Raw genomic sequence first — 23,508 nt, 5'->3', positions numbered from 1 at the left:
GCCGGTGGTTCAGCGGACCTCGATGAAGTCCTCCGCCGACCGGACCGCCCGCTCCGCCGGAGCGGCCGCCGCGTGCCCCACGGCCACCGCGCCCATCGGATCCCAGTCCTCCGGCAGTCCGAGCACCTTGCGCACCACGTCCCGGCAGAACATCGTCGAGGACACCCACGCCGATCCCAGCCGTTCCCCGGCCAGCGCGACCAGCAGGTTCTGCACGCCCGCGCCCATGGAGACCACGAACATCTCCCGCTCCGCCGCGTCCCGCCGCGCGTGCCCGTAGTCGTGCGCGCCGTCCGTGACCAGGCACGGCACGACCAGGTACGGGGCGTCGCGCAGGACGTCGCCCCGCCGGACCCGCTTCGCGACGGACTCCTCGGACTTGCCGTCGCGCCGCAGGTCCGCGATCCACGCGTCCCGCATCGCGTCCAGCAGCTCCAGCCGCGCGCCCTCGGACTCCAGCAGCACGAACCGCCACGGCGTCGTGTGGTGCGGCGCGGGGGCCGTCACGGCCGCCGCCACCGCCCGGCGGACCGCGCCGGGGTCCACCGGCTCGGACGTGAAGGCCCGTACGGTACGCCGCTGCGTCACGGCTTCCCGTACCGCCTCCGAGGTGCCCAGCCGGAACATGTCGTCGGCCGGCGACCGGACCAGGTCCGCCGCCGAGGATCCCTCGCCCAGTACGTGCGCCAGCCCGCGCACGACCGCTACCGGAAGCCCCTCCGCCTTGCCCTTGACCAGGTCGCCGGCGGCGGCCAGCTCGTCGGCGGTCGCGACGACAGTGGCGCTCAGCGGGTTGCCCTGGGCGTCGGTGCCGCCCCGCAGGTCCGCCAGGACCCGTACGCCGGCCGAACCGATCGCCACGTCCGTGAGCCCGGTGCGCCAGGGCCGCCCGAAGGTGTCCGTCACGATCACGCCCACGTCCACGGAGAGCAGCTCCCGCAGCCCGGCCCGGATCGCGGCGGCCGAGGCGTCGGGGTCCTCGGGCAGCAGCAGGACGGTGCCGGCGGCGGTGTTCGAGGCGTCGACGCCCGCCGCCGCCATGACCAGGCCCTGCCGGTTCTCCACGATCCGCAGTGGCCCCCGGCGCGCGACGACCCGCACGGTCTCGGCGTCTATGGCCTCCTCGCGCGAATCGGCGTGGACGATCCGGCCCTCCGCCTTGGAGACGATCTTCGAGGTGACGAGCAGGACGTCGCCGTCCCGCAGCGCCGGACCGGCGGCCGCGATCAGCGCCGCCAGGTCGTCGCCCGGCCGCACCTCCGGGATCCCGCCGACGGCCCGCACCTCGTAGGAGGGGCTGTGCCCGTGAGGAGCGTGCGGGGCGGTCACCGGGAGGCCTCCGCCAGTTCCAGCGCGGCCCGGGCCATGTCCGCCGTGGCGGCCAGGTCGGTCATCATCAGGGGCACCGCCCGGCAGGTGATGCCGGCGGCCTCCACCTCGGCGACGGCGTCCGCGTCGGCGGTGTCGACGAGCCAGCCGTCGAGCAGCCCGGTGCCGTAGTGCAGGGCCACGGCGGCGGCGGTGGACTCGACGCCGACGGCGGCCAGCACCTTGTCGGCCATGCCGCGCACGGGCGCGCCCCCGACGATGGGGGAGAGGCCCACGACGGGCGCACCGGCGGCGGCCACGGCCTCGCGGATGCCGGGCACGGCGAGGATGGTGCCCACCGAGACCACCGGGTTCGACGGCGGGAAGAGGATCACGTCGGCGGCCGCGATGGCCTCCAGGACGCCGGGAGCGGGCTTGGCCTGCTCGGCGCCCACGGGGACGACGGCCTCGGCGTCCACCGAGGCGCGCATCCGCACCCAGTACTCCTGGAAGTGGATGACCTTGCGCTGGGTGGTACCGGGCTGGCCGGTGTCTTCGGTGATCGCGACGTGGGTCTCGACCCGGTCGTCGGACATGGGGAGCAGCCGGACGCCGGGCTGCCAGCGCTCGCAGAGGGCCTCGGTGACGGCGCTGAGCGGGTAGCCCGCACCGAGCATCTGGGTACGGACGATGTGGGTGGCGAAGTCGCGGTCGCCGAGGCCGAACCAGGTGGGTCCGACCCCGTACGCCGCGAGTTCCTCCTTGACGGTGAAGGACTCGTCGGTGCGGCCCCAGCCCTGGTCCTCGTTGATGCCACCGCCGAGGGTGTACATCACCGTGTCCAGATCGGGGCACACCTTGAGCCCGAACAGGTGAATGTCGTCACCGGTGTTGCCGATGACCGTGATGTCCGCGTCGGGAACCGCGGCCTTGAGTCCGCGGAGGAAGCGGGCGCCGCCGATACCGCCGGCCAGAACAACAATGCGCATGCTGCGCAGTCTGTCAGGCCGCCCCGAGCGGGCTGCGCTCCGGTCAGACCGACAGGGCCTCGGCCCCGGCCGGGGAGCAGTTGTGCATCGGCATCTCGGTCAGGCCGGGGAAGTACACGTGCAGGCTGACGGCTCCGTCGAGGGTGTCGTTGACGACCTCGTGGGCGTAGCCGGGGGCGAAGACGCGCTGGGAGCCGGCGCCGAGGGAGAGCGGACCGCGGGCGGTGTGCTCGGTGAGCTCGCCGTCCAGGACGGTCAGCACGCCGGAGGAGGCGCCGTGGTCGTGGAGGCCGCTGCCCTGGCCGGGGACCCAGCTGAGCAGCCAGACCTCGTAGCCGGGGCCGGTGCGCAGCCGGTGGTACCAGCGGGTGGTGGCGTCGTACCGGACCAGGTGCTCCCACTCGGAGCGGTCCTCGGCGATGGAGCGGGCGAGGCCGACGAACTCGGCGACGGTGGCCGGGTGCTCGGGGGCGGGCTGCAGGAGGTGCTGGACGGAGAGGATGTCGCCGGCGATCTGGAGGTCGCTCTCGACCATCGCGGGGGCGGTGGCGGGGGTGGCGTTCAGGGTGCTGGTGCTGTTCATCGGGGGGTTCCTCGACGGATGTCAGTCGTGCGGCGGTTGCTGTGGGGGCCGGGCTGGAGCTCAGAGGAGCCGAAGCTCCGGAGGCATCAACAGCTGCAACAGCAACAGCGAACCTGGGCAGCGCGCAGGAACCCACGAATGGGGGTCCGAGTGGCGGCTGAGGGCGCTGACATGGCAACAAGGAGACCGGTTGGGGGGCCCGGCTGTCAACCCAATGTCCGATTTGGTGGAAAAGTTTCACCTCATCCGGTTAACGTGCCCGGAGAAAGGTTTGTGCAGTCGATGTCAGGGGATGTGGCGCTGCAAGTCGCGCCGCAACCCGGTGCGGCCGCTCTCAAACCCGTCAAGACGTGTGATGTCGCCCTGTGGCCGAAATGTGATCTACGCCGCTTCTTAGGCCGGATCGGAACCACACCACAGAGTGACGCGTCGACTACGGGGGAGGGGTAGCCAAACGTGATACCTGTGGCATGTGTCACGATTTTTGGCGATATGAACACTTTCTGCATAGCCTTGGTTCCGCAGAGTGAATAAGGGGCCCAATAGCAGATCTCGGCTTGACTGCGCCGAAGCCCCGCACTTGTAATTTCACTCGTGTCGTTACGTAGCGACGAGTAACGGCAACACCACGGGGACGCACAGACAAAGCGAGGGGCGCACATGACCGAGCTGGTTCAGGAACTGCTGGTCGAGGAGGCGGACGAAGAGCTCGGATGGCAGGAGCGAGCTCTCTGCGCCCAGACCGACCCCGAGTCCTTCTTTCCCGAGAAGGGCGGCTCGACCCGCGAGGCCAAGAAGGTCTGCCTCGCCTGCGAAGTCCGCTCCGAATGCCTTGAGTACGCCCTCGCCAACGACGAGCGATTCGGCATCTGGGGCGGCCTGTCCGAACGCGAGCGCCGACGCCTGAAGAAGGCCGCCGTCTGAAGCGCCCTCGGCGCGCACCGACCGGCGCCCGCGGCACGACGCACGGCACGACCCATGACATATCCGGCGGCATAGCCGACGGCATAACCGCCCGTGCACCCCGCAGTGCACACAGCGGCACAAATCGCAGTACAACGAACAGCACGACGAGCAGAGCAGACGGTCCGCCTCCCGCACCTTCCCCGCAGGAGGCGGACCGCTGTGTTCCCAGCCGTTAGTGTGGGGCGCTGTCCAGCAGCCTCCGAGGGCACACCACCCCCGGACCCCCGGCCGGAGGGCCCGTACCGCGATGTCCCTGCACAGCCAGTCGAGCGCCTCCTACCAGGCTGCCGCCGCCCCAGAGTTCCCCCGGCACGTCGTCACCGCGGTCCTCGTCGCCCACGACGGCTCCCGCTGGCTGCCCCGGACCCTCGCCGGTCTCCTCGGCCAGGAACGCCCCGCCCAGAGCCACATCGCCGCCGACACCGGCAGCGCCGACGACTCCGCGCGCCTGCTCGGCGAGGCCCTGGGCGAAGACCGCGTCCTGCACCTCGCCCGCCGCACCGGCTTCGGCGCCGCCGTCGACGAGGCCGCCCGCACCGCCGGCACCCTGACCCCCGAGGAACTCCCGTACCTCAAGCGCCCCTCCGGCTGGGATCCCGTCAGCCGCACCTGGCGCGACGACACGTACGACCTCCCCGACCTGCCCCACGGCGAACCCGTCCAGTGGCTCTGGCTGCTCCACGACGACTGCGCCCCCGAGCCCGACGCCCTCGCCGAACTGCTGCGCGTCGCCGAGGACAACCCCGACGCCGCCGTCATCGGCCCCAAGCTGCGCGGCTGGTACGACAAGAAGCAGCTCCTCGAGGTCGGCGTCACCATCGCCCGCAGCGGCCGCCGCTGGACCGGCCTCGACCGCCGCGAACAGGACCAGGGCCAGCACGACCAGGTCCAGCCCGTCCTGTCCGTCTCCACCGCCGGCATGCTGGTGCGCCGCGACGTCTACGACGCCCTCGGCGGCTTCGACAGACGCCTGCCCCTCATGCGCGACGACGTCGACCTGTGCTGGCGGGCCCAGAGCGCCGGCCACGCCGTCCTCATCGCCCCCGACGCCGTCCTGCGGCACGCCGAGGCCTCCGCCCGCGAACGCCGCACCGTCGACTGCGCCGGCCGTACGAGCGCCAGCCCGCACCGCGTCGACAAGGCCGGCGCCGTCTACGCGATGCTGGCCAACAGCTCCGGCCGCGCACTGCCGTACGTCATGCTGCGCGTCCTGGTCGGCACCGTCCTGCGCACCCTCGCCTACCTCGTCGGCAAGGCCCCCGGACAAGCCGTCGACGAGATCACCGGCCTCCTCGCCACCCTGCTCCGCCCCGGCCGCGTCCTCGCCGCCCGCAAGGCCCGCCGCCGGCCCGCCGTCCCCGCCAGGGAACTGCGCCCGCTCTTCCCGCCGCCCGGCGCCACCCTGCGCGCCAACGCCGAACAGCTCGCCGGCTACTTCGGCTCCGCCGGCGACACCGACACCAGCAACGCGGGCCGGCACGGCGGAGCCGTCGAATCGGGACCCGGCGGCGACGACGCCGACTACCTGCACATCGAGCAGTTCGCGCGGATCAAGCGGATCGCCCGCAAGCCCGCCCCCGTCCTGTTCGCCCTCCTCCTGCTCGTCTCCGTCATCGCCTGCCGCTCCCTGCTCGGCGGCGGCTCCCTCATGGGCGGCGCCCTGCTGCCCGCCCCCGGCGGCGGACTCGACCTCTGGCACGCCTACGCCGACGACTGGCAGCCCGTCGGCACCGGCTCCACCACCGGCGCACCGCCCTACCTCGCCGTCCTCGGAGCCCTCTCCACCCTGCTCCTCGGCTCCACCAACGCCGCCCTGACCCTGCTGCTCGTCTGCTCGGTCCCGCTCGCCGGACTCACCGCCTACTTCGCCTCCCGGCCGCTGGTGGAATCCCGGCTGCTGCGCGCCTGGGCCGCCGTCGCCTACGCCTTCCTCCCCGCCGTCACCGGAGCCCTCGCCGGCGGCCGCCTGGGCACCGCGGTCCTCGCGATCCTGCTCCCGCTCATCGCCCGCTCCGCCGTCGCCGCCTTCGGATTCGGCGGGCCGGGCGGCCCGACAGGCACAGGGGGCAGCTGGCGCGCGACCTGGACCCACACCCTCCTGCTCACCCTGGCCACCGCCTTCACCCCCGTCGTCTGGCCGCTCGCCGCCGTCCTCGGAGCCGCCGCGCTCGTCCTGCGCCGCGCGCACTGGAAGACGTACGGCCCCCGCCTCCTCGCGACGCTCGCCGTCCCGCTCCTCGTCCTCGCCCCCTGGTCGCTCGGGCTGCTCACGCACCCCGCCCGCTTCCTGCGCGAGGCCGGACTGGCCTACGGGGCCGGCTCGGCCGGCGCCCTGGACCTGCTCGGCATCAGCCCCGGCGGACCCCGGACCGCCGGCGGGCTGATCCTCATCGGCATCGTCCTCGCCGCCCTGGCCGCACTGCTGCGCACCGACCGGAAGTTCGCCGTCCGCACCGCCTGGGCCGCCGCGCTCGCCGCGCTCCTCCTCGCCGTCGTCGTCAACCGCACCGAATGGGCCGGCCCCGCCACCCTCGTCTACGGACTCGCCCTGCTGGCCGCCGCCACCCTCGGCGCCGACGGAGCCAAGGAACGCGTCGCCGCCCGCAGCTTCGGCTGGCGCCAGCCGCTCGCCGCCCTGATCGCGCTCGCCGCGGCCGTCGGCCCGGTGATCGGCGCCGTCGCCTGGATGCTCAGCGGAGCCGCCGGACCGCTGGAGCGCCGCGACCCCGTCCAGGTCCCCGCCTTCGTCGCCGAGGAGAGCGGCACCCGCGACCAGGCCCGCACCCTCGTCATCGGTGCCACCTCGCCGGCCGCCCTCTCCTACAGCCTCGTCCGGGGCTCCGGCGGCCGCCTCGGCGACGCCGAACTCGCCGCCCAGGCCGGCAGCGACACCCGCCTCGACAAGGTCGTCTCCAGCCTCGTCGCCGGCTCCGGCGCCGACCAGACCGACCAGCTCGGCGGCTTCGCCATCCGCTACGTCCTGGTCCGCGACGGAGCCCCGCCGCAGATCGGCCGCGTCCTCGACGCCACCCCCGGCCTCAGCCGCCTCAGCAAGCTCGAAGGCAGCGCCCTGTGGCGCGTCGACCGGCAGGTCGCCCGCGTCGTCATCGTCCCCGCCAAGCCCGGCGAAGCCCCCATCCCCGTCGCCTCCGGACCCGTCGAGGCCCACACCAAGATCCCGGCGGGCGAGGCGGATCGCGTCCTGCGCATCGCCGACAAGGCAGCCCCCGGCTGGCAGGCCACCCTCGACGGCAAGCCGCTCAAGGCGAAGACGCTGGACGGCTGGGCCCAGGGCTTCGAGCTCCCCGCCGCAGGCGGCCGCCTCGACCTCGTCCACGAGGACGCCCTCACCCGCACCGCCTGGCACTGGGCGCAGGGCCTGCTCGCGCTCGTCCTGCTCGTGATGGCCCTGCCGGGCCGCCGCACCAGCCTCGACGACGACATGCCCGAGGAGGAGGCCGCGCCCGCCGAGGAGGCCGGCGAGGGCCGCCGCGCCCGCCGGCTGCGCGAGCAGGCCGAGGCGGAGGCCGAGGCCCCCGCCGAGGCGGCCGTCGCCGCCGACCCGTACGCGCAGATCCCGGCGCAGCAGTCGTACGGGGAGCAGGCGTACGGGCAGGACGAGTACGCCTACCGGCAGGCCTACGGGGACCAGGGCGGCTACGCCTACGGGCAGCAGGAAGCCCAGCCCGGCGGGCACCAGCAGCCCCAGTCCCCGGACCACCCGTACGAGCAGCAGCCGCAGCAGTACGACCAGCAGCCGTACCAGGACGAGCAGCCGTACCAGGAGCAGCAGCAGTACCCGTACCCGTACCCGCCGTACGAGCCGCCGCGGCCGTCGCACGAGCCGTACGAGTCCTACGAGCCATACGACACCTACGGACAGCACGACGGACAGCAGGGCGGGCAGCACGCCCCGCGTCCGGACGGGAGCCCCCAGCAGTGAAGCAGCGCGTACCCCTGACGCTCGCCGCCGTCACGGCGGCGCTGGCCGCCGTCACCGGCCTCGCCGCCCTCACCGCACCCGCCGCCCCGGCGGCCGGGGCCCCGGCCGCCGGGGCGGCCCGGATGCCGGTCGAGCGGTCCCTGCTGGTGTGCCCCGCGCCCAGCGTCTCCGACATCGCCGAGACCCTGTACACGGCGCTCACCCCGGGCGCGGCCGCCGCCGGCGGCAAGGGCTCGGCCCGGCTGCTGGGCGCGACCAAGGAGGCCAAGCCGGTACTGGAGCTCAAGGAGCCCGGCAAGCCCGTCGGCGCCAAGGCCTCCGGCGCCGAGGCCCCGGCGCTCACCGGCAGCGCCGACGGATTCCTCGCCCCCGGCTGGAGCGCGCAGCAGACCACGGTGGTCTCGGTCGGCCGCACCCGCGGTGTGCTCGGCGTCGGCTGCACCGCGCCCGGCACCGACTTCTGGTTCCCCGGCGTGAGCACCGCCAAGGGGCGCGAGGACTACGTCCACGTCACCAACCCCGACGACACGGCCGCGGTCGTGGACATCAAGCTGTTCGGCCCCGACGGCGCGGTCAAGGCCGAGGCGGGCACCAGCGAGAACATCCGGATCGACCCCAAGTCCAGCAAGGCCATCTCCCTGTCCTCTCTGGCCCCCGGCGTGCAGCTCGCGGACGTCACCGCCCACGTGACGACCCGCGCGGGCCGCGTCGGAGCCACCGCCCAGGCGGGCGAGGAGGGCGTCGGCTCCGACTGGCTGCCCGCCTCCGTCGACCCGACGGGCACGCTGGTCCTGCCCGGCATCCCGGCGGACGCCACCTCCGTGCGTCTGGTCGCCTTCGCGCCCGGCGAGGAGGACGCGGACCTCAAGATCCTGCTGGCCGGACCGAACGCCTCGATCAGCCCGGCGGGCAACGAGCAGCTGCACGTCAAGGCGGGCATGACCGCGAGCGCCGACCTCAAGGACGTCACCCGCGGCGAGCCGGGCTCCCTGGTGCTGTCCCCGGCCGACGGCAAGCAGGCCGTACCGGTGGTCGCGGCGGTACGGATCGCCCGCGGCGGCGGCGCCAAGCAGGACATCGGCTTCATCCCGGCGGCCGCCCCGGTGGGCGCGCGGGCGACCGTCGCCGACAACCGCACCGACGAGAACGCGACGGTGCTCTCCCTGACGGTGGCGTCCGGAGCCGACGCGAAGGTCAAGGTGACGGCTTCACCGGGCACCGACGGCGGCGAGGCGGCCTCCCAGGAGGTCACGGTCAAGGCGGGCACCACCCAGAACCTGACGCTGGCCCCGGCGGGCGGCAAGGGCGCCTACGCCCTGACGGTGGAAACCCTCTCCGGCGGCCCGGTCCACGCGGCCCGCACCCTGACGCTGCCGCGCGACGGCATCCCGATGTTCACGGTCCAGACCCTCTCGGACGACCACTCGACGGTCTCGGTCCCCAAGGCCACCCAAGACCTCTCGGTCCTCACGGACTAGCCGCTCCAGACCCCGCCGGGCAGCCGGCCACGACTCGTCCGGACATGGGCCCCGCACACCGCGCGTACCGTGTCCGGATGAGCTTCGAAGACATATGGGCCGAAGCCATGGCCACCGCCACCCGCTTCGGCCACCGCCGGCACGTCCACCTCACCTGGCTCGCCGTCCGCCGCCACGGCGTCCCCGCCGCGACCACCCTCGTCGCCGAAGGCATCCAGCGCACGGCCACCGCCGCCGGCGCCCCGCAGAAGTACCACGCGACGATGACCCGCGCCTGGGTCGAACTGGTCGGCGACCACGTGGAGCGGGACAAGGCGCGGGACGAGGAGCGCGACAAGGACGCCGGCGACTTCGACGCCTTCGCCGACCGCCACCCGGACCTGCTCGACAAGGACCTGCTGTCCCGCTTCTACCGCCCGGGGACCCTGGACACGGCCACGGCCCGCACCACCTGGGTCGAGCCCGACCTCGCGCCCTTCCCCCGCCAGGAGGAGCCGGCCTAGTCCTGCCCTACCGCCGGCCTAGTCCTGCCCGTACCGGGGATCCACGGTCTCCGGCGACAGCCCCAGCAGCTCCGCCACCTGCTCCACCACGATCTCGTGCACGAGCAGCGCCTTCTCGTCCCGCGACTTCGTCCTGATCTCCACCGGCCGGCGGAACACCACGATCCGGGCCGGCCGCCCGTCCCCCGCCTCGCTGAGGGCACCCAGCGGCACCGCCTCGTCGTTCCACCCGGCGTCCGCCCCGCCCGGCGGGCCGGGCACGTCGCCGATGAGGAACTCCACCTCCGCCAGCTGCGGCCAGCGCCGCTCCAGCCGCTCCACGGAGTCCCGTACGAGGTCGCCGAAGAGCTCCGACCGGCTCGCCGACAGCGGCACCTGCGGCGGGGCCACCGGCCCGCGCATCCCCCGTCCGTGGCGGTCGCGCCGCCGCACCCTCGGCTCACCGGCCCCGGAGGCGCCGGGAAGGGAAGCGGAGGGCAGGGATGGGGGAGGGGGAGGCAGAGTGCTGTCCGTCACCCCCGCAGCGTAGCCCGCACACCCCCGCCGGGGCGGGGGCGATCGGCCGACACGGGAGAGTGCCTGGCGGGAGAGTCGTCGCGGCCCGGTCAAGAGTGCGGTACCGTCCAACATCGTGAGCCTTGTACGTCGCTGTTCGCGCACCGCGTGCGGCCGCCCTGCCGTCGCGACTCTGACGTACGTCTACGCCGATTCGACCGCAGTTCTCGGCCCGCTCGCCACCTACGCCGAACCCCATTGCTACGACCTGTGCGCCGAGCACTCGGAGCGCCTGACCGCCCCGCGCGGCTGGGACGTCGTACGCCTCACGGATGGTTCCGCACCCTCCCGCCCCACGGGCGACGACCTCGAAGCCCTCGCCAACGCCGTACGGGAGGCCGCCCGGCCCCCCGAGCGCGCGGCCGGGGCCGGCGGCGGCGCAGGTCAGGGCGGTTACAGCGGCGGCGAGACCCGCCGCGGACACCTGCGCGTCCTGCGCTCGCCGGACTCCTGACACTCAGATCGTCCGATAAGAGACTCTGCGCCCACGGTAGGTTTGCCTCACCGCACATCACCTTCAGGAGGGCAGGCAGTGGCCATCGATCTTTCGAACATCGTCAAGGCTTACGACGTACGAGGTGTCGTACCGGACGAGTGGGACGAGCCGCTGGCCGAACTGTTCGGTGCCGCGTTCGTCGAGGTCACCGGTGCGACCGCGATCGTCATCGGTCACGACATGCGCCCCTCCTCGCCCGCCCTGTCCGCCGCCTTCGCGCGCGGCGCGTCCGCCCGCGGCGTCGACGTCACCCTGATCGGGCTGTGCTCCACCGACCAGCTGTACTACGCCTCCGGCAAGCTGAACCTGCCCGGAGCGATGTTCACGGCCTCGCACAACCCGGCCCGGTACAACGGCATCAAGCTCTGCCGGGCCGGCGCCGCCCCCGTGGGCCAGGACACCGGCCTCTCCGCCATCCGCGAGCTCGTCGAGCGCTGGAGCGAGGACGGCGCCCCCGAGGTCCCCGCCGGCACCACCCCGGGCACCGTCACCGAGCAGGACACCCTCACCGGCTACGCCGACCACCTCAAGGGCTTGGTGGACCTCACCGCCATCCGCCCCCTCAAGGTCGTCGTCGACGCGGGCAACGGCATGGGCGGCCACACCGTCCCCACCGTCTTCGAGGGCCTCCCGCTGGACCTCGTCCCGATGTACTTCGAACTGGACGGGACCTTCCCCAACCACGAGGCCAACCCCCTCGACCCGAAGAACATCGTCGACCTCCAGGCCCGCGTGAAGGCCGAGGGCGCCGACCTCGGCGTCGCCTTCGACGGCGACGCCGACCGCTGCTTCATCGTCGACGAGCGCGGCGAAGGCGTCTCCCCGTCCGCCATCACCGCCCTGGTCGCCGCCCGCGAGCTCGCCCGCAACGGCGGCACCGGCACCGTGATCCACAACCTGATCACCTCCTGGTCCGTCCCCGAGGTCGTCCGCGAGAACGGCGGCACCCCCGTCCGCACCCGCGTCGGCCACTCCTTCATCAAGGAGGAGATGGCCAAGTCCGGCGCCATCTTCGGCGGCGAGCACTCGGCGCACTACTACTTCAAGGACTTCTGGAACGCGGACACCGGCATGCTCGCCGCGCTCCACGTCCTCGCGGCCCTCGGCGGCCAGGACGGCACCCTCTCCGCCCTGGTCTCCTCCTACGACCGCTACGCGGGCTCGGGCGAGATCAACTCCACGGTCGCCGACCAGGCGGGCCGCCTCGCCGCCGTCAAGGCCGCCTACGGCTCCGCCCCGGGCGTCACCCTCGACGAGCTCGACGGCCTGACCGCGACGGGCGACGACTGGTGGTTCAACCTGCGCGCCTCCAACACCGAGCCGCTGCTGCGCCTCAACGTCGAGGCCCGCGACTCCGCGACCCTCGAAAAGGTCCGCGACGAGGTCCTGGCGCTCGTCCGCGCGTAGTCCAGCGAGGTGGTGCGCCGTCGCCAGGGCTCCGCCCCGGCGACGGCGCACCACCTCCGACCCGCACCGCAGGCGACTCGGCGGTACGCTGACCTGGCCCAATCCGCATCCCGAAGGGAACCGCCCCATGCCGCTCGAAGCCGGCCTTCTGGAGATCCTCGCCTGCCCCGCCTGCCACTCGCCCCTCGAGGACAAGTCGGCCGACGCGGAGAACCCCGAGCTGATCTGCACCGGAGGCCAGGACTGCGGTCTCGCCTACCCGGTCCGCGACGGCATCCCGGTGCTCCTCGTCGACGAGGCGCGCCGCCCCGCCTGAGCCTGCCACCGCCACCCCGCGCAAAAGCTGAGACTGGTTCCCGACACAGGTCCCGTCACCGACACAGCCCGGAGGCCGCCACATGCTCGACGAGTCGCTCCTCGACGCACCTGACGATCTCGCCCGCGCCGACCGCCGCGGCCTGCTCCGCGGCGCCGCCGAGGCCGGAGCCCGGGTGCGCACCGCCGCCCGGCACGCCGTCGAGGCGGGCCTCGGGGACCTGCGGCCCGAGGGCCGTCCCCGCGCGGTCCTCATCGCCGGGCCCGGTACGGCCGCCACCGGGGTCGCCGACCTGCTCGGAGCGCTCGCCGGCGCCTCGGCGCCCGTGATCCGGCTGCACCCGACCGGCGTCGCACACGCCTCCGGCGCACTGCGCTGGACGCTGCCCGGCTGGGCCGGCCCCGTCGACCTGCTGCTCATCGCCACCACCGACGGCACCGAGCCCGGCCTCGCCGTCCTCGCCGAGCAGGCCTACCGGCGCGGCTCCACCGTCGTCGCCGTCGCACCCGAGCGCTCACCGCTGAGCGAGGCGATCGACGGCGCGCACGGGCTCCTCGTACCGATGGCGAAGGCCCCGTACCAGGAGTACGACGAATCGGCCGCTGCCGGCCCCGGCGCCCTGTGGGCCCTGCTCACCCCGCTGCTGGTGCTCCTCGACAGGGTCGGCCTGATCACCGCCGCCCCCGACACCCTCCAGCTCGTCGCCGACCGGCTCGACCGCACCGCCGAGCGCTGCGGCCCCGCCGTCGCCACCTACTCCAACCCGGCCAAGACCCTCGCGTCCGAGCTCGCCGACTCCCTCCCCCTCATCTGGAGCGAGGGAGCCGCCGCCGGACCCGCCGGCCGCCGCTTCGCCGCCACCCTCGCGGAGCTCGCCGGCCGGCCCGCACTCGCCGCCGACCTCCCCGAGGCACTGCCGGCCCACGGAGTCCTGCTCGCCGGCGATTTCGCCGCCGGCGCCGACCCCGACGACTTCTTCCGCGACCGAGTGGAAGAACCGCAGGCCCTTCGCGCACGCGTCGTACTGCTGCGCGACCGGCCCGCAGGCGGACTGACAGCCGCCCCTGCCGCACGAGAGCTCGCCCTCAGCCACGACACGGCCATCAGCGAGCTCGAACCGGAGGAGGGCACGGAGCTGGAGCAGCTCGCGGAACTCCTCGCCGTCACGGATTTCGCCACCGCCTACCTGGCGCTGGCCTCCGGGGGACACAGCTGAGACGCATACCCGCATCTCTCTCACCCAGGAAGACGACCGATGGACCGCCTCACTAACACGATCCGCCCCTACGCCTGGGGCTCCACCACGGCGATCCCCGAGCTCCTCGGAGTCGCCCCCACCGGTGAACCCCAGGCCGAGCTGTGGATGGGCGCCCACCCCGGCGCCCCTTCCCGCCTCGACCGCGGAGCGGGCGAGACCGCCCTTTCGGACGTCATCGACGCCGACCCCGAGGCCGAACTCGGAGTCGCCGCCGTCGCCAAGTTCGGCCCCCGGCTCCCCTTCCTCTTCAAGATCCTCGCCGCCGGCGCCCCGCTCTCCCTCCAGGTCCACCCCGACCTCGCCCAGGCGAAGGCCGGGTTCGAGGACGAGGAGCGGCGCGGCGTCCCGATCGACGCGCCGCAGCGCAACTACAAGGACGCCAACCACAAGCCCGAGCTGGTCTGCGCCCTCACCCCCTTCGACGGCCTGTGCGGATTCCGCCCGCCGCTGGAGGCCGCCGAACTCCTCGAAGGCCTCGGCGTCGACTCCCTCAAGCCCTACGCCGACCTCCTGCGGGCCCACCCCGAGGACCAGGCCCTGCGCGAGGTGCTCACCGCCGTCCTGACCGCCGACCGCGCCGAGATGGCCCGTACGGTCACCGAGGCCGCGGCCGCCGCCCAGCGGCTCGGGGGCCCGTACGCCCCGTACACCGGACTCGTCCACCACTACCCGGGCGACCCGGGCGTCATCGCGGCCATGCTCCTCAACCACGTGCAACTCCAGCCGGGCGAAGCCATGTTCCTCGGAGCCGGCATCCCGCACGCCTACATCGACGGACTCGGCGTCGAGCTCATGGCCAACTCCGACAACGTCCTGCGCTGCGGACTCACCCCCAAGCACATCGACGTTCCGGAGCTGCTGAAGGTCACCCTCTTCGAGCCGGGCGACCCGGGCGTCCTGCGCCCCGAGGGCAACGGCGAGGAGGTCTACGAGACCCCCATCGACGAATTCCGGCTCTCCCGCTTCGTCCTGGCCCCCGGCGCCGCACCCCGGGTCCTGCCGGACGCCACCCCGCAGATCCTGCTGTGCACCGCGGGCTCCCCGAAGGCGGCCTCCCCCAAGTCCGGCGAACTGACGCTGGCACCTGGCGAGTCGGTCTTCGTGCCGGCGGGCGAGAAGGCCGAACTGTCCGGTTCCGGCACCGTCTTCCGTGCCACCGTGGTGGTCTGACGTACCGTCCCTACCGGTGGCTGTGAGAATCTGCGGCCGTGACGCGGCGCCCCGGACAGGGGCGCCGCACCGAGGAAGGGACACATCGCAACCATGAGCGCGTCGGGCGGTACCAAGGCGATCGTGGCGGCACTCGCCGCCAATCTGGCCATCGCTGTAGCCAAGTTCGTGGCCTTCGTCTTCAGCGGCTCCTCGTCGATGCTCGCGGAAAGCGTCCACTCGCTGGCCGACTCCGGGAACCAGGGCCTGCTGCTGCTCGGCGGCAAGAAGGCCCAGCGCGAGGCGACGCCGCAGCACCCCTTCGGGTACGGGCGCGAGCGCTACATCTACGCGTTCCTCGTCTCCATCGTGCTGTTCACCGTCGGTGGCATGTTCGCCATCTACGAGGGCTACGCGAAGATCAAGGAACCGCACGAGATCTCGCACTGGTACTGGCCGGTCGGCGTCCTCGTCTTCGCGATCATCGCGGAGTCCTTCTCCTTCCGCACCGCGATCAAGGAGTCGAACGAGATCCGCGGCAGCCTCACATGGGGCCAGTTCATCAAGCGCGCCAAGGCACCCGAGCTCCCCGTCGTCCTCCTGGAGGACCTCGGCGCCCTCATCGGCCTGGTCCTCGCCCTCGCGGGCGTCGGCATCGCCCTGCTGACCGGCGACGGAGTCTGGGACGGCATCGGCACCCTGTGCATCGGCGTCCTGCTCATCATCATCGCCGTCATCCTCGCTGCCGAGACCAAGTCCCTGCTGCTCGGCGAGGCCGCCGGCACCGAGGACGTCGAGAAGATCAAGGCCGCCGTCGTCGACGGTGACGTCGTGACCGGCGTCATCCACATGCGCACCCTGCACCTCGGCCCCGAGGAGCTGCTGGTCGCCGCGAAGATCGCCGTCCAGAGCGACGACACGGCGACCGAGGTGGCCAATGCCATCAACGCCGCCGAGGCCCGCATCCGCGCGGCCGTCCCCATCGCCCGGGTGATCTACCTCGAGCCGGACATCTACAACGCCGAGGCCGCCGCGAAGGGCACCAACCCGGGCCACTGATCCGGCGCCCGACGCACCGGGGCCCCTGCGCGTGCGCAGGGGGCCCCGTCGTATCGAACGGCCGGGTCAGTCGCTCGCCGCGGCCTCGTACGACCACGCCATGTGGCCGGGGCCGGCGGCCGCCGCGTTCCGCGCGGCCTCGGCCGCCCGCCGCCGCGCCACCAGCCAGGCGATGCCGAGCCCGCCGCCGGCGAGGAAGACCGGTATGCCCAGCGAGCCCAGCGCCGCGAGGACCAGCACGTCGGCCGGCATGGAGATCGGGACCCCCCGAACGGCCGACAGCGGCAGGGTCCCGTCGTTCCCGTCGTTGACCGCCATCACGAGGGAGTCGAGGAAGTCCAACCGGTCGTCGCCCAACATGTACATCCGCCCCTCGGGCCCCGTACCACCGAGGTGGGGTACGGGGCCCGAGGTGCGTACGAGGGGGCTCGCGGCTACTGGATCTCGCGCAGCACGTCCAAGATCGCCGGCTCGTCCGGGGCGGCCTGCAGCCGCTCCCGGAAGCCCGTGTCCATCAGCTTGCGCGACAGCAGTGCCAGGATCCGCAGGTGCTCGTCCCCGGCGGCGGCCTCCGGTACGGAGATCATGAAGACGAGCCGGGCCTTCGTCCCGTCCAGGGCGCCCCACTCGATGCCCTCGTCGGACCGGGCGAAGCCCACCGTCGGGCGGGTCACGGCGTCCGTCTTGGCGTGCGGGATCGCTATGGACTCGCCGAGACCGGTCGTGCCCTGCGCCTCCCGGGCGAGGGCGACCCGTACGAGCTCGTCCACGTCGCTGACGTTGCCGGTGGTGGCCAGCATTTCCGCCATCTCGCGGATGGCCGCCTCCTTGGAATCCGAGGCCAGCTCCGTCTTCACGGTCCGCTCGGTCAGGTATCCCGACAGCACCTCCGGCTGCCCGCCGTCGCCGGCGAGCCCGGCCGCCCCGGCGGTGGAGGCCGTACGCGCGGCCGCACCGGCGGTCGCGGCCGTACCCGCGCCGGCCGTCACCAGGGCGCCGACGGGCACCGGCTCGCGGACCGGGGAGGCCGCGGCAGCGGCGGCTCCGCCGTTCTTGCGCTGCTTGATCTCGATGAGCACGTTGGTGGTGAGGGCCGTGACGGCCGAACCGACCGCCATGGCCACGAAGAACATCGCGACACCGCTGACGGCACCGAAGAGCGCCACGACCGGACCGCCGTGCGGCACGGAGTTCTCGACCCCGGCGACACCGGCGATCGCACCGGCCACGGCGCCACCGAGCATGTTCGCCGGGATGACCTGGGCGGGCCTCGCGGCGGCGAAGGGGATCGCGCCCTCGGAGATGCCGAAGAAGCCCATGAACAGTGCGGCGATGCCCGTCTCCCGCTCCTGGTCGCTGTAGAGCTTGCGGCGCAGCAGCGTGGCCAGGCCCTGGCCGAGCGGCATGACCGGGATGGCGGCGGCGGCCATGCCCATGACGTGGTTGTTGGTGCCGATGAGGCCGACGGCGACGAGGAACGCGGTCTTGTTGACCGGACCGCCCATGTCGAAGGCGATCATCAGGCCGATGATGGCGCCGAGCACGATCGCGCTGGAGCCGGTCATCCCGTTCAGCCAGTCGGTCAGGTGCGTGAACAGCCAGGAGATCGGCTGACCGATGACGTAGATGTAGGCAAGGCCAAGGGCCACCGTCGAAACGATCGGAATCACGATGATCGGCATGATCGGCTGGACGAACTTGGGGACCTTGAGCTTCTTGATCCCCACGACCAGATAGCCGGCCAGGAAGCCCGTCGCGATGGCTCCCAGGAAGCCCGCGTTGGCCTCGGCCCCGTAGATGTTGACGGCGTCGGCGGCGAGGAAACCGCCGATCATGCCGGGTACGAGGGCCGGCCGGTCACCGAGCGCGTAGGCGATGTATCCGGAGAAGATCGGCAGCATCAGCTTGAAGCCGAGCCCGCCGAGGGTGTTGACGTAGAACCAGAACGAGTCCTTGTCGAACTCGATGCCCTTCGGCGTGGTGTGACCGCCCAGCGCGATCGAGATGGCGAGCAGCAGACCGCCCACGACCACGAACGGGATCATGTGGGAGACGCCGTTCATCAGCGCCTTGTACGCCTGACTGCGCTCCCTGCCGCCGCCGCCACCGGCCCCGCCGCCGCCCGGCCCCGCGGCGCTCCCGGTCTGCACCGGCGCGCTCCGCGCCCGCTGGATCAGCTCCTCCGGCCTGTGGATGCCGTCCGCGACACCCGTGGACAGGACCCGCTTGCCGGCGAAGCGCTCGCGGTCGACTTCCTTGTCGGCGGCGATGATGACGCCGTCCGCCTCCCTGACATCGTTGTCAGAGAGCACGTTCTCGGCCCCGATCGAGCCTTGGGTCTCCACCTTCATCTGCACACCGAGACGGTCGGCGGCCTGCTGGAGCTTCTCCGCCGCCATGTAGGTGTGGGCGATCCCCGTGGGGCACGCGGTGACGGCCACCAACTTCACGGGCCTCTGCGCGCTCGTGCCTCCGCTGCCAGGAGGGCCTGCCGGACTGGTCACTGGAATCTCCTCACGCCTTCGGTCCTGCGGGATCGCGCGATAGACCCGATCCACAGGCATCCTGCGACATGCAGGGGGTGCATCAAAAGTCCGAAAGGCCCTGAAGTGTTCCGCCGGACGGCCCCAACCCGAGACGTGACTCGTCCTTCAGCCGTCCGAGACCCGCTCCGCCGATCGGTGTAGATTCGTCATCAGTGTCAGGCGTCGCTGCTGATGGCGGTCGGGCGGTCCACAGGACCGGCCGAGGGGAGAGAGGACCCCCGACGGACTGAGCGCCATGTGCGCCGCCCGCACGGACGGTGCGCGGCTCAGCCGTACCCAAACCTCTCGACCCACGAGGAGCAGCATCCACATGACTGCCGCATTCACCGACTTCAAGGTCGCGGACCTCTCCCTCGCCGTCTTCGGCCGCAAGGAGATCACCCTCGCCGAGCACGAGATGCCCGGCCTGATGTCGATCCGCCGGGAGTACGCGGCCACCCAGCCGCTGGCCGGTGCCCGCGTCACCGGCTCCCTGCACATGACCGTGCAGACCGCCGTCCTCATCGAGACCCTCGTCGCCCTCGGCGCCGACGTCCGCTGGGCCTCCTGCAACATCTTCTCCACCCAGGACCACGCGGCCGCCGCCATCGCGGTCGGCCCGAACGGCACCGCGGACGACCCGCAGGGCGTCCCCGTCTTCGCCTGGAAGGGCGAGACGCTGGAGGAGTACTGGTGGTGCACCGAGCAGGCGCTGACCTGGCCGAACACCCCCACCGGCGGCCCGAACATGATCCTCGACGACGGCGGCGACGCCACCCTCCTCGTCCACAAGGGCGTCGAGTTCGAGAAGGTCGGCGCGGCCCCGGACCCCTCCACGGCGGACTCCGAGGAGTACGGCTACATCCTGACCCTCCTCAACCGCACCCTGGGCGAGGCCCCGCAGAAGTGGACGCAGCTCGCGTCCGAGATCCGCGGCGTCACCGAGGAGACCACCACCGGCGTCCACCGCCTCTACGAGATGATGGCCGAGGGCACCCTGCTCTTCCCGGCGATCAACGTGAACGACGCCGTCACCAAGTCGAAGTTCGACAACAAGTACGGCTGCCGCCACTCCCTGATCGACGGCATCAACCGCGCCACCGACGTCCTGATCGGCGGCAAGGTCGCCGTCGTCTGCGGCTACGGCGACGTCGGCAAGGGCTCCGCCGAGTCGCTCCGCGGCCAGGGCGCGCGCGTCATCATCACCGAGATCGACCCGATCTGCGCGCTCCAGGCGGCCATGGACGGCTACCAGGTCGCCACGCTCGACGACGTCGTGGAGATCGCGGACATCTTCATCACGACCACGGGCAACAAGGACATCATCATGGCCTCGGACATGGCCAAGATGAAGCACCAGGCCATCGTCGGCAACATCGGCCACTTCGACAACGAGATCGACATGGCCGGTCTCGCCAAGATCGAGGGCATCGTCAAGGACGAGGTCAAGCCCCAGGTCCACACCTGGAAGTTCCCCGACGGCAAGGTCCTGATCGTCCTCTCCGAGGGCCGCCTGCTGAACCTCGGCAACGCCACCGGGCACCCGTCCTTCGTGATGTCGAACTCCTTCGCGGACCAGACCCTGGCCCAGATCGAGCTCTTCACCAAGCCGGCCGAGTACCCCACCGACGTCTACGTGCTCCCCAAGCACCTCGACGAGAAGGTCGCCCGCCTGCACCTCGACGCCCTCGGCGTCCGCCTGACCACGCTCCGCCAGGAGCAGGCCGACTACATCGGCGTCAAGGTCGAGGGCCCGTACAAGCCGGACCACTACCGCTACTGATCCCCACGGATCCGCAGCACCCGCGAGCAGGCCCCCGGCACCCGTGCCGGGGGCCTGCCCCGTACCCGCCCGAGACCCAGGAAGACGCCCCATGCCCCGCGGCCGCTACTCGCTCCACGACCCGCACGACCACACCCCGCTCGGCGAGGAGCACTTCCACTGCGCCCCGGGCCCCTCCGGCTGGCGCTACGTCTCCCAGCTCACCGCCCCCGACGGCGAGCACCGCGGCTCCGTCGACCTGGCCGTCGACGAACTGGGCCGCCCCATCCGCCTGGAGGTCAACGCCTCCAGCTGGCAGGTCCGCGGCGCCGCCATCGACGGAGTCACCTGGGTCCGCGCCGACCCCACCGGAGCCGAAGCCACCGAGGGCAACGTCCGCGGGGCCGCCGGCTTCACCGGCACCTCCCCGGCCTTCCTCGTCGCCACGTCCCGCCTGCTCCGCCTCACCCCCGGGGCCCCCGCGACCCGCGTCCGCCTCGTCGCCCTGACCGACCCCGTCCTGGCGGCCCGTACGGTCGACCAGGCCTGGGCCCTCCTGCGCCGCGCGGAACACCCCACCGACAGCGGCCCGCTCCTGGTCGACGAATACCAGGTCAGCGCCCTGGACACCGGCGAGGTCCATACGATCCACATCGCCGGAGACGTGGTCCTCGCGGCCCCCGGCATCGAACTCGAACACCTGGAAACCCCGCCGTCGTCCTTCGAGACGACCTAGCTAGGCGGGCGGAGCGAACCCGGTGGCACGCGGCGGCTGATCGGCCACGGGCACGGGCACGGGCGCAGGTACGGGTACGTACGCCGCGGGCGCGGGAGCCACCGGCGCGGGCGGCACGACGGGAGCCACGGCCGGCATCACGACGGGAGCGGGCTGCCCGTAGGGGACAGGAGCCACGGGAGCGGGCTGCCCGTACGGGACAGGTCCCGCCCCGGGAGCGGGCTGCTGCCGGAAGGCGCGGGCGGCGTCCCGCGACTGGCGCTCGTGCACCACCGCCATCAGGAACGCGGCAGCCGGCACCCCGACCGGCGGCGGAGCCCCCGTACGCGCCACCAGATCGTCCGCGAGCCGCACCGCCATCGCGGCGCCCACCTGCGGATCGAGCTGGTTCATCCGGGTCAGGTACTGGCGTATCGCGAGCCACAGGCCGTCCGGCACCGCCGACAGGTCCAGCCCCCCGAACCGCCCGGCCAGCCACGGCGGCGGCGGAGGCACCGGCATCACCCGCGCCCCCGGCACCCGCTCCCGGATGACGAGAGTCCCCGCGAAGACGTCCCCGAGGCGCCGCCCCCGCTCCGACACCAGCGAGGCGATGCACGCGACGGACCCGAAGAACATCAGCAGCTCGACGACCCCGAAGGCCCCGCGCACCAGCGCGTGCCGGAAGCGGATCGGCCCGCCGTCATCGCGGACCACGCGCAGCCCGCAGGCGAGCTTGCCCAGCGAGCGCCCGTGGCTCAGCGTCTCCACCGCGATCGGCACACCGACCAGGATCAGGAGGAACGCGGCCACCGACACGGCCGCCTGCGCCGCCCCGTCCAGCGAGGCGATCGAGAAGGCCAGCCCGACCGAAACGATCAGATAGCCGGCCACGTACACGACCAGGTCGAGCAGGATCGCCAGCGCCCGGCTCGGCAGCCTCGCCGGCCGTAGCCCCAGGACGACCGCGTCTCCCGTCACCAGATCGCTCACCGATGCACTCACCCTTCACGTGACCTGCCCCGCCCCTTTGGCAACCAGTCTGCCAAGCTGACCACAGAAGAAGCAGAAAAAATCAGGGGACCAGCAGGAACCAGGGGCAGGGGAGCGCCAACCACATGGATCTCGACGTCTTCGTGGCAGCCCACCAGGCCGAGTGGGCCCGGCTGGAACAGCTCCTCGGCCGGGGCAGGCGCCTCACGGGAGCCGAGGCCGACGAGCTCGTCGCGCTCTACCAGCGCACCGCCACCCACCTCTCCCTCATCCAGTCCAGCACCCCCGACCCGATGCTCACGGGCCGCCTGACCCAGCTGGTCGCCCGGGCCCGCGCCACGGTGACGGGAGCCCGCCGGGGCGGCTGGCGCGACGCGGTGCGCTTCTTCACGACCGGCTTCCCGGCCGCCGTCTACGTCAGCCGCCGCTGGTGGATCCCCGCCGCGCTGCTCTCCACGGCGGTCGCCGTGCTCATGGGCTGGTGGATAGCCACCCACCCCGAGGTCCAGGCCTCCATCGCGGCCCCCGAGGACCTCAAGGCGATGACGAAGCCGGGCGGCGGGTACGAGACGTACTACTCCAGCCACCCCGCGGCCTCCTTCGCGGCCCAGGTCTGGACGAACAACGCCCAGGCGGCCGCGATCTGCCTGGTCCTGGGCGGCTTCCTGGGCCTGCCGGTGCTGTACATCCTGTGGATCAACATGCAGAACCTGGGAGTCGGCATCGGTCTGATGGCCTCCGCCGACCGCCTCGACGTCTTCCTCGGCCTGATCCTCCCGCACGGCCTGCTCGAACTGACGGCGGTCTTCGTCGCCGCCGGCACGGGCCTGCGCCTGGGCTGGACGGTCATCGACCCCGGCCTGCGCACCCGCCGAGTGGCCCTGGCCGAACAGGGCCGCGCGGCCCTCGGCATGGCCATCGGCCTGGCGGCGGTCCTCTTCGTCTCGGGCCTGATCGAAGGCTTCGTCACCCCCTCCGGCCTGCCCACTTGGGCCCGCATCGCCATCGGCGTGGCCGCCGAGACCCTCTTCCTCCTCTACGTCTACGTCCTGGGCGGCCGCGCGGCCCGGGCGGGCGAGGTGGGCGACGTAGAGGTCGCCGACCAGACGGCGACGCTCCCCACTGCGGCCTGATGTGCGTACAAGCAGCCTGAGCTGCTAGTCTCCTCGTCGTCCCGCAAACACCGTTGACACGGCCGATGCGGGGAGGTAGATTCGAACGGTTGCCTCGAACTGGACAAGTTCGGCAGCGATGGTTTAACATCTCTCTCGCCCCCCAGGAATTGAATTCCAAGTGGGCACACTCGACTCTTCATTCAGGAAAGAAGCCGGGAAATCCGGTGGAAAGCTTCTGATAGAGTCGGCCTCGCCGGAAAGGGAAACGCGAAAGCGAAGAACTGGAAAGCGAAACCCGCTTCGACCGGGAATCGGACACGAAAGAGTCTGATAAAGTCGGAAACACAAGAACGAAGGAAGCGCCCGGAGGAAAGCCCGAGAGGGTGAG

At 72.4% G+C, this 23,508-nt stretch carries 21 protein-coding genes; 13 read left to right on the top strand and 8 right to left on the bottom strand.

Going from position 1 to position 23,508, the window contains the following annotated elements; translation table 11 throughout:
* Positions 1–9: 9 nt before the first annotated feature.
* From J7F03_RS10610 to J7F03_RS10600, 3 genes are read right to left on the bottom strand one after another with little or no spacing between them, the layout of a single operon-like run.
* Positions 10–1,329 (bottom strand): coenzyme F420-0:L-glutamate ligase, encoded by a 1,320-nt coding sequence (locus tag J7F03_RS10610; RefSeq protein WP_214948453.1) that lies wholly within the window; start codon positions 1,327–1,329, stop codon positions 10–12.
* A complete protein-coding gene (cofD, locus tag J7F03_RS10605; RefSeq protein ID WP_214948452.1) occupies positions 1,326–2,297 on the bottom strand; it encodes a 2-phospho-L-lactate transferase in 972 nt (323 codons plus the stop codon). The genes J7F03_RS10610 and cofD overlap by 4 nt, the downstream gene beginning before the upstream one ends.
* Before the next feature lie 43 nt (positions 2,298–2,340).
* Complete coding sequence (locus J7F03_RS10600) at positions 2,341–2,880, bottom strand: cysteine dioxygenase family protein (RefSeq protein WP_251071720.1); 540 nt, start codon at positions 2,878–2,880, stop codon at positions 2,341–2,343.
* Between the two features lie 660 nt (positions 2,881–3,540).
* Here J7F03_RS10600 and J7F03_RS10595 point away from each other — a divergent pair.
* From J7F03_RS10595 to J7F03_RS10580, 4 genes are all read left to right on the top strand, one after another.
* Positions 3,541–3,804 (top strand): WhiB family transcriptional regulator, encoded by a 264-nt coding sequence (locus tag J7F03_RS10595; protein WP_112450237.1) that lies wholly within the window; start codon positions 3,541–3,543, stop codon positions 3,802–3,804.
* Positions 3,805–4,093: 289 nt separating this feature from the next.
* The gene (locus J7F03_RS10590) at positions 4,094–7,789 is read left to right on the top strand and encodes a glycosyltransferase family 2 protein (protein ID WP_214948451.1); all 3,696 of its coding nucleotides are present in this window, start codon (positions 4,094–4,096) and stop codon (positions 7,787–7,789) included.
* Positions 7,786–9,267 carry a DUF5719 family protein gene (locus tag J7F03_RS10585; protein ID WP_214948450.1) on the top strand — a complete coding sequence of 494 codons (1,482 nt, stop codon included), beginning with the start codon at positions 7,786–7,788 and terminating at the stop codon, positions 9,265–9,267. The genes J7F03_RS10590 and J7F03_RS10585 overlap by 4 nt, the downstream gene beginning before the upstream one ends.
* Before the next feature lie 77 nt (positions 9,268–9,344).
* The gene (locus tag J7F03_RS10580; RefSeq protein ID WP_214948449.1) at positions 9,345–9,770 is read left to right on the top strand and encodes a hypothetical protein; all 426 of its coding nucleotides are present in this window, start codon (positions 9,345–9,347) and stop codon (positions 9,768–9,770) included.
* Positions 9,771–9,788: 18 nt separating this feature from the next.
* Here J7F03_RS10580 and J7F03_RS10575 read toward each other — a convergent pair whose 3' ends face one another.
* Complete coding sequence (locus J7F03_RS10575; RefSeq protein WP_374104301.1) at positions 9,789–10,286, bottom strand: metallopeptidase family protein; 498 nt, start codon at positions 10,284–10,286, stop codon at positions 9,789–9,791.
* Positions 10,287–10,398: 112 nt separating this feature from the next.
* Between J7F03_RS10575 and J7F03_RS10570 the strand changes: the two genes are divergently transcribed.
* The 6 genes from J7F03_RS10570 (at position 10,399) to J7F03_RS10545 (ending at position 16,010) form a co-directional block, all read left to right on the top strand.
* Positions 10,399–10,779: a DUF3499 domain-containing protein gene (locus J7F03_RS10570; RefSeq protein WP_214948483.1), complete on the top strand. Its 381-nt coding sequence runs from the start codon at positions 10,399–10,401 to the stop codon at positions 10,777–10,779.
* A 78-nt stretch (positions 10,780–10,857) separates the two neighbouring features.
* Entirely contained in the window at positions 10,858–12,228 is a 1,371-nt protein-coding gene (locus tag J7F03_RS10565; RefSeq protein ID WP_214948447.1) for a phosphomannomutase/phosphoglucomutase, read from the top strand.
* A 127-nt stretch (positions 12,229–12,355) separates the two neighbouring features.
* Positions 12,356–12,544 (top strand): Trm112 family protein, encoded by a 189-nt coding sequence (locus tag J7F03_RS10560; protein ID WP_214948446.1) that lies wholly within the window; start codon positions 12,356–12,358, stop codon positions 12,542–12,544.
* 82 nt (positions 12,545–12,626) lie between these two features.
* Positions 12,627–13,760, top strand: coding sequence for an SIS domain-containing protein (locus J7F03_RS10555; protein ID WP_214948445.1), 1,134 nt, complete (start codon positions 12,627–12,629; stop codon positions 13,758–13,760).
* A gap of 39 nt (positions 13,761–13,799) precedes the next feature.
* On the top strand, positions 13,800–14,972 hold the full coding sequence (manA, locus tag J7F03_RS10550) for a mannose-6-phosphate isomerase, class I (protein WP_214948444.1): 1,173 nt from the start codon (positions 13,800–13,802) through the stop codon (positions 14,970–14,972).
* Positions 14,973–15,065: 93 nt separating this feature from the next.
* On the top strand, positions 15,066–16,010 hold the full coding sequence (locus J7F03_RS10545; RefSeq protein WP_214948443.1) for a cation diffusion facilitator family transporter: 945 nt from the start codon (positions 15,066–15,068) through the stop codon (positions 16,008–16,010).
* 66 nt (positions 16,011–16,076) lie between these two features.
* Here the strand turns inward: J7F03_RS10545 and J7F03_RS10540 are convergent, their stop codons facing one another.
* Both J7F03_RS10540 and J7F03_RS10535 read right to left on the bottom strand, forming a co-directional pair.
* On the bottom strand, positions 16,077–16,370 hold the full coding sequence (locus J7F03_RS10540; RefSeq protein WP_214948442.1) for a hypothetical protein: 294 nt from the start codon (positions 16,368–16,370) through the stop codon (positions 16,077–16,079).
* Positions 16,371–16,444: 74 nt separating this feature from the next.
* A complete protein-coding gene (locus J7F03_RS10535; RefSeq protein WP_214948441.1) occupies positions 16,445–18,514 on the bottom strand; it encodes a fructose-specific PTS transporter subunit EIIC in 2,070 nt (689 codons plus the stop codon).
* A 352-nt stretch (positions 18,515–18,866) separates the two neighbouring features.
* Between J7F03_RS10535 and ahcY the strand changes: the two genes are divergently transcribed.
* A complete protein-coding gene (ahcY, locus tag J7F03_RS10530) occupies positions 18,867–20,318 on the top strand; it encodes an adenosylhomocysteinase (protein WP_214948440.1) in 1,452 nt (483 codons plus the stop codon).
* A 91-nt stretch (positions 20,319–20,409) separates the two neighbouring features.
* Positions 20,410–21,033, top strand: coding sequence for a hypothetical protein (locus tag J7F03_RS10525; RefSeq protein ID WP_214948439.1), 624 nt, complete (start codon positions 20,410–20,412; stop codon positions 21,031–21,033).
* Here the strand turns inward: J7F03_RS10525 and J7F03_RS10520 are convergent, their stop codons facing one another.
* Positions 21,034–22,005: an RDD family protein gene (locus J7F03_RS10520; protein ID WP_214948438.1), complete on the bottom strand. Its 972-nt coding sequence runs from the start codon at positions 22,003–22,005 to the stop codon at positions 21,034–21,036.
* A gap of 125 nt (positions 22,006–22,130) precedes the next feature.
* Between J7F03_RS10520 and J7F03_RS10515 the strand changes: the two genes are divergently transcribed.
* Positions 22,131–23,138, top strand: a complete 1,008-nt coding sequence (locus J7F03_RS10515) for a stage II sporulation protein M (protein ID WP_214948437.1) — start codon at positions 22,131–22,133, stop codon at positions 23,136–23,138.
* 178 nt (positions 23,139–23,316) lie between these two features.
* Here J7F03_RS10515 and J7F03_RS10510 read toward each other — a convergent pair.
* The coding region (locus J7F03_RS10510; RefSeq protein ID WP_214948436.1) for a hypothetical protein at positions 23,317–23,508 on the bottom strand (192 nt) is incomplete at its 5' end.

The sequence above is a fragment of the Streptomyces sp. ISL-43 genome (assembly GCF_018614195.1).
Classification (GTDB): domain Bacteria; phylum Actinomycetota; class Actinomycetes; order Streptomycetales; family Streptomycetaceae; genus Streptomyces.
Note: the sequence above shows the minus strand (reverse complement) of the source record. Positions and strands in the feature narration are given on the sequence as shown.

Bases quoted from the DNA above. Each gene is read 5' to 3' on its own strand.
- ahcY (WP_214948440.1), top strand. From the start codon at position 18,867: ATGACTGCCGCATTCACCGACTTCAAGGTCGCGGACCTCTCCCTCGCC.
- J7F03_RS10590 (WP_214948451.1), top strand. From the start codon at position 4,094: ATGTCCCTGCACAGCCAGTCGAGCGCCTCCTACCAGGCTGCCGCCGCC.
- J7F03_RS10600 (WP_251071720.1), bottom strand. From the start codon at position 2,880: ATGAACAGCACCAGCACCCTGAACGCCACCCCCGCCACCGCCCCCGCG.
- manA (WP_214948444.1), top strand. From the start codon at position 13,800: ATGGACCGCCTCACTAACACGATCCGCCCCTACGCCTGGGGCTCCACC.
- J7F03_RS10595 (WP_112450237.1), top strand. From the start codon at position 3,541: ATGACCGAGCTGGTTCAGGAACTGCTGGTCGAGGAGGCGGACGAAGAG.
- J7F03_RS10525 (WP_214948439.1), top strand. From the start codon at position 20,410: ATGCCCCGCGGCCGCTACTCGCTCCACGACCCGCACGACCACACCCCG.
- J7F03_RS10560 (WP_214948446.1), top strand. From the start codon at position 12,356: ATGCCGCTCGAAGCCGGCCTTCTGGAGATCCTCGCCTGCCCCGCCTGC.
- J7F03_RS10555 (WP_214948445.1), top strand. From the start codon at position 12,627: ATGCTCGACGAGTCGCTCCTCGACGCACCTGACGATCTCGCCCGCGCC.
- cofD (WP_214948452.1), bottom strand. From the start codon at position 2,297: ATGCGCATTGTTGTTCTGGCCGGCGGTATCGGCGGCGCCCGCTTCCTC.
- J7F03_RS10580 (WP_214948449.1), top strand. From the start codon at position 9,345: ATGAGCTTCGAAGACATATGGGCCGAAGCCATGGCCACCGCCACCCGC.
- J7F03_RS10545 (WP_214948443.1), top strand. From the start codon at position 15,066: ATGAGCGCGTCGGGCGGTACCAAGGCGATCGTGGCGGCACTCGCCGCC.
- J7F03_RS10515 (WP_214948437.1), top strand. From the start codon at position 22,131: ATGGATCTCGACGTCTTCGTGGCAGCCCACCAGGCCGAGTGGGCCCGG.
- J7F03_RS10540 (WP_214948442.1), bottom strand. From the start codon at position 16,370: ATGTTGGGCGACGACCGGTTGGACTTCCTCGACTCCCTCGTGATGGCG.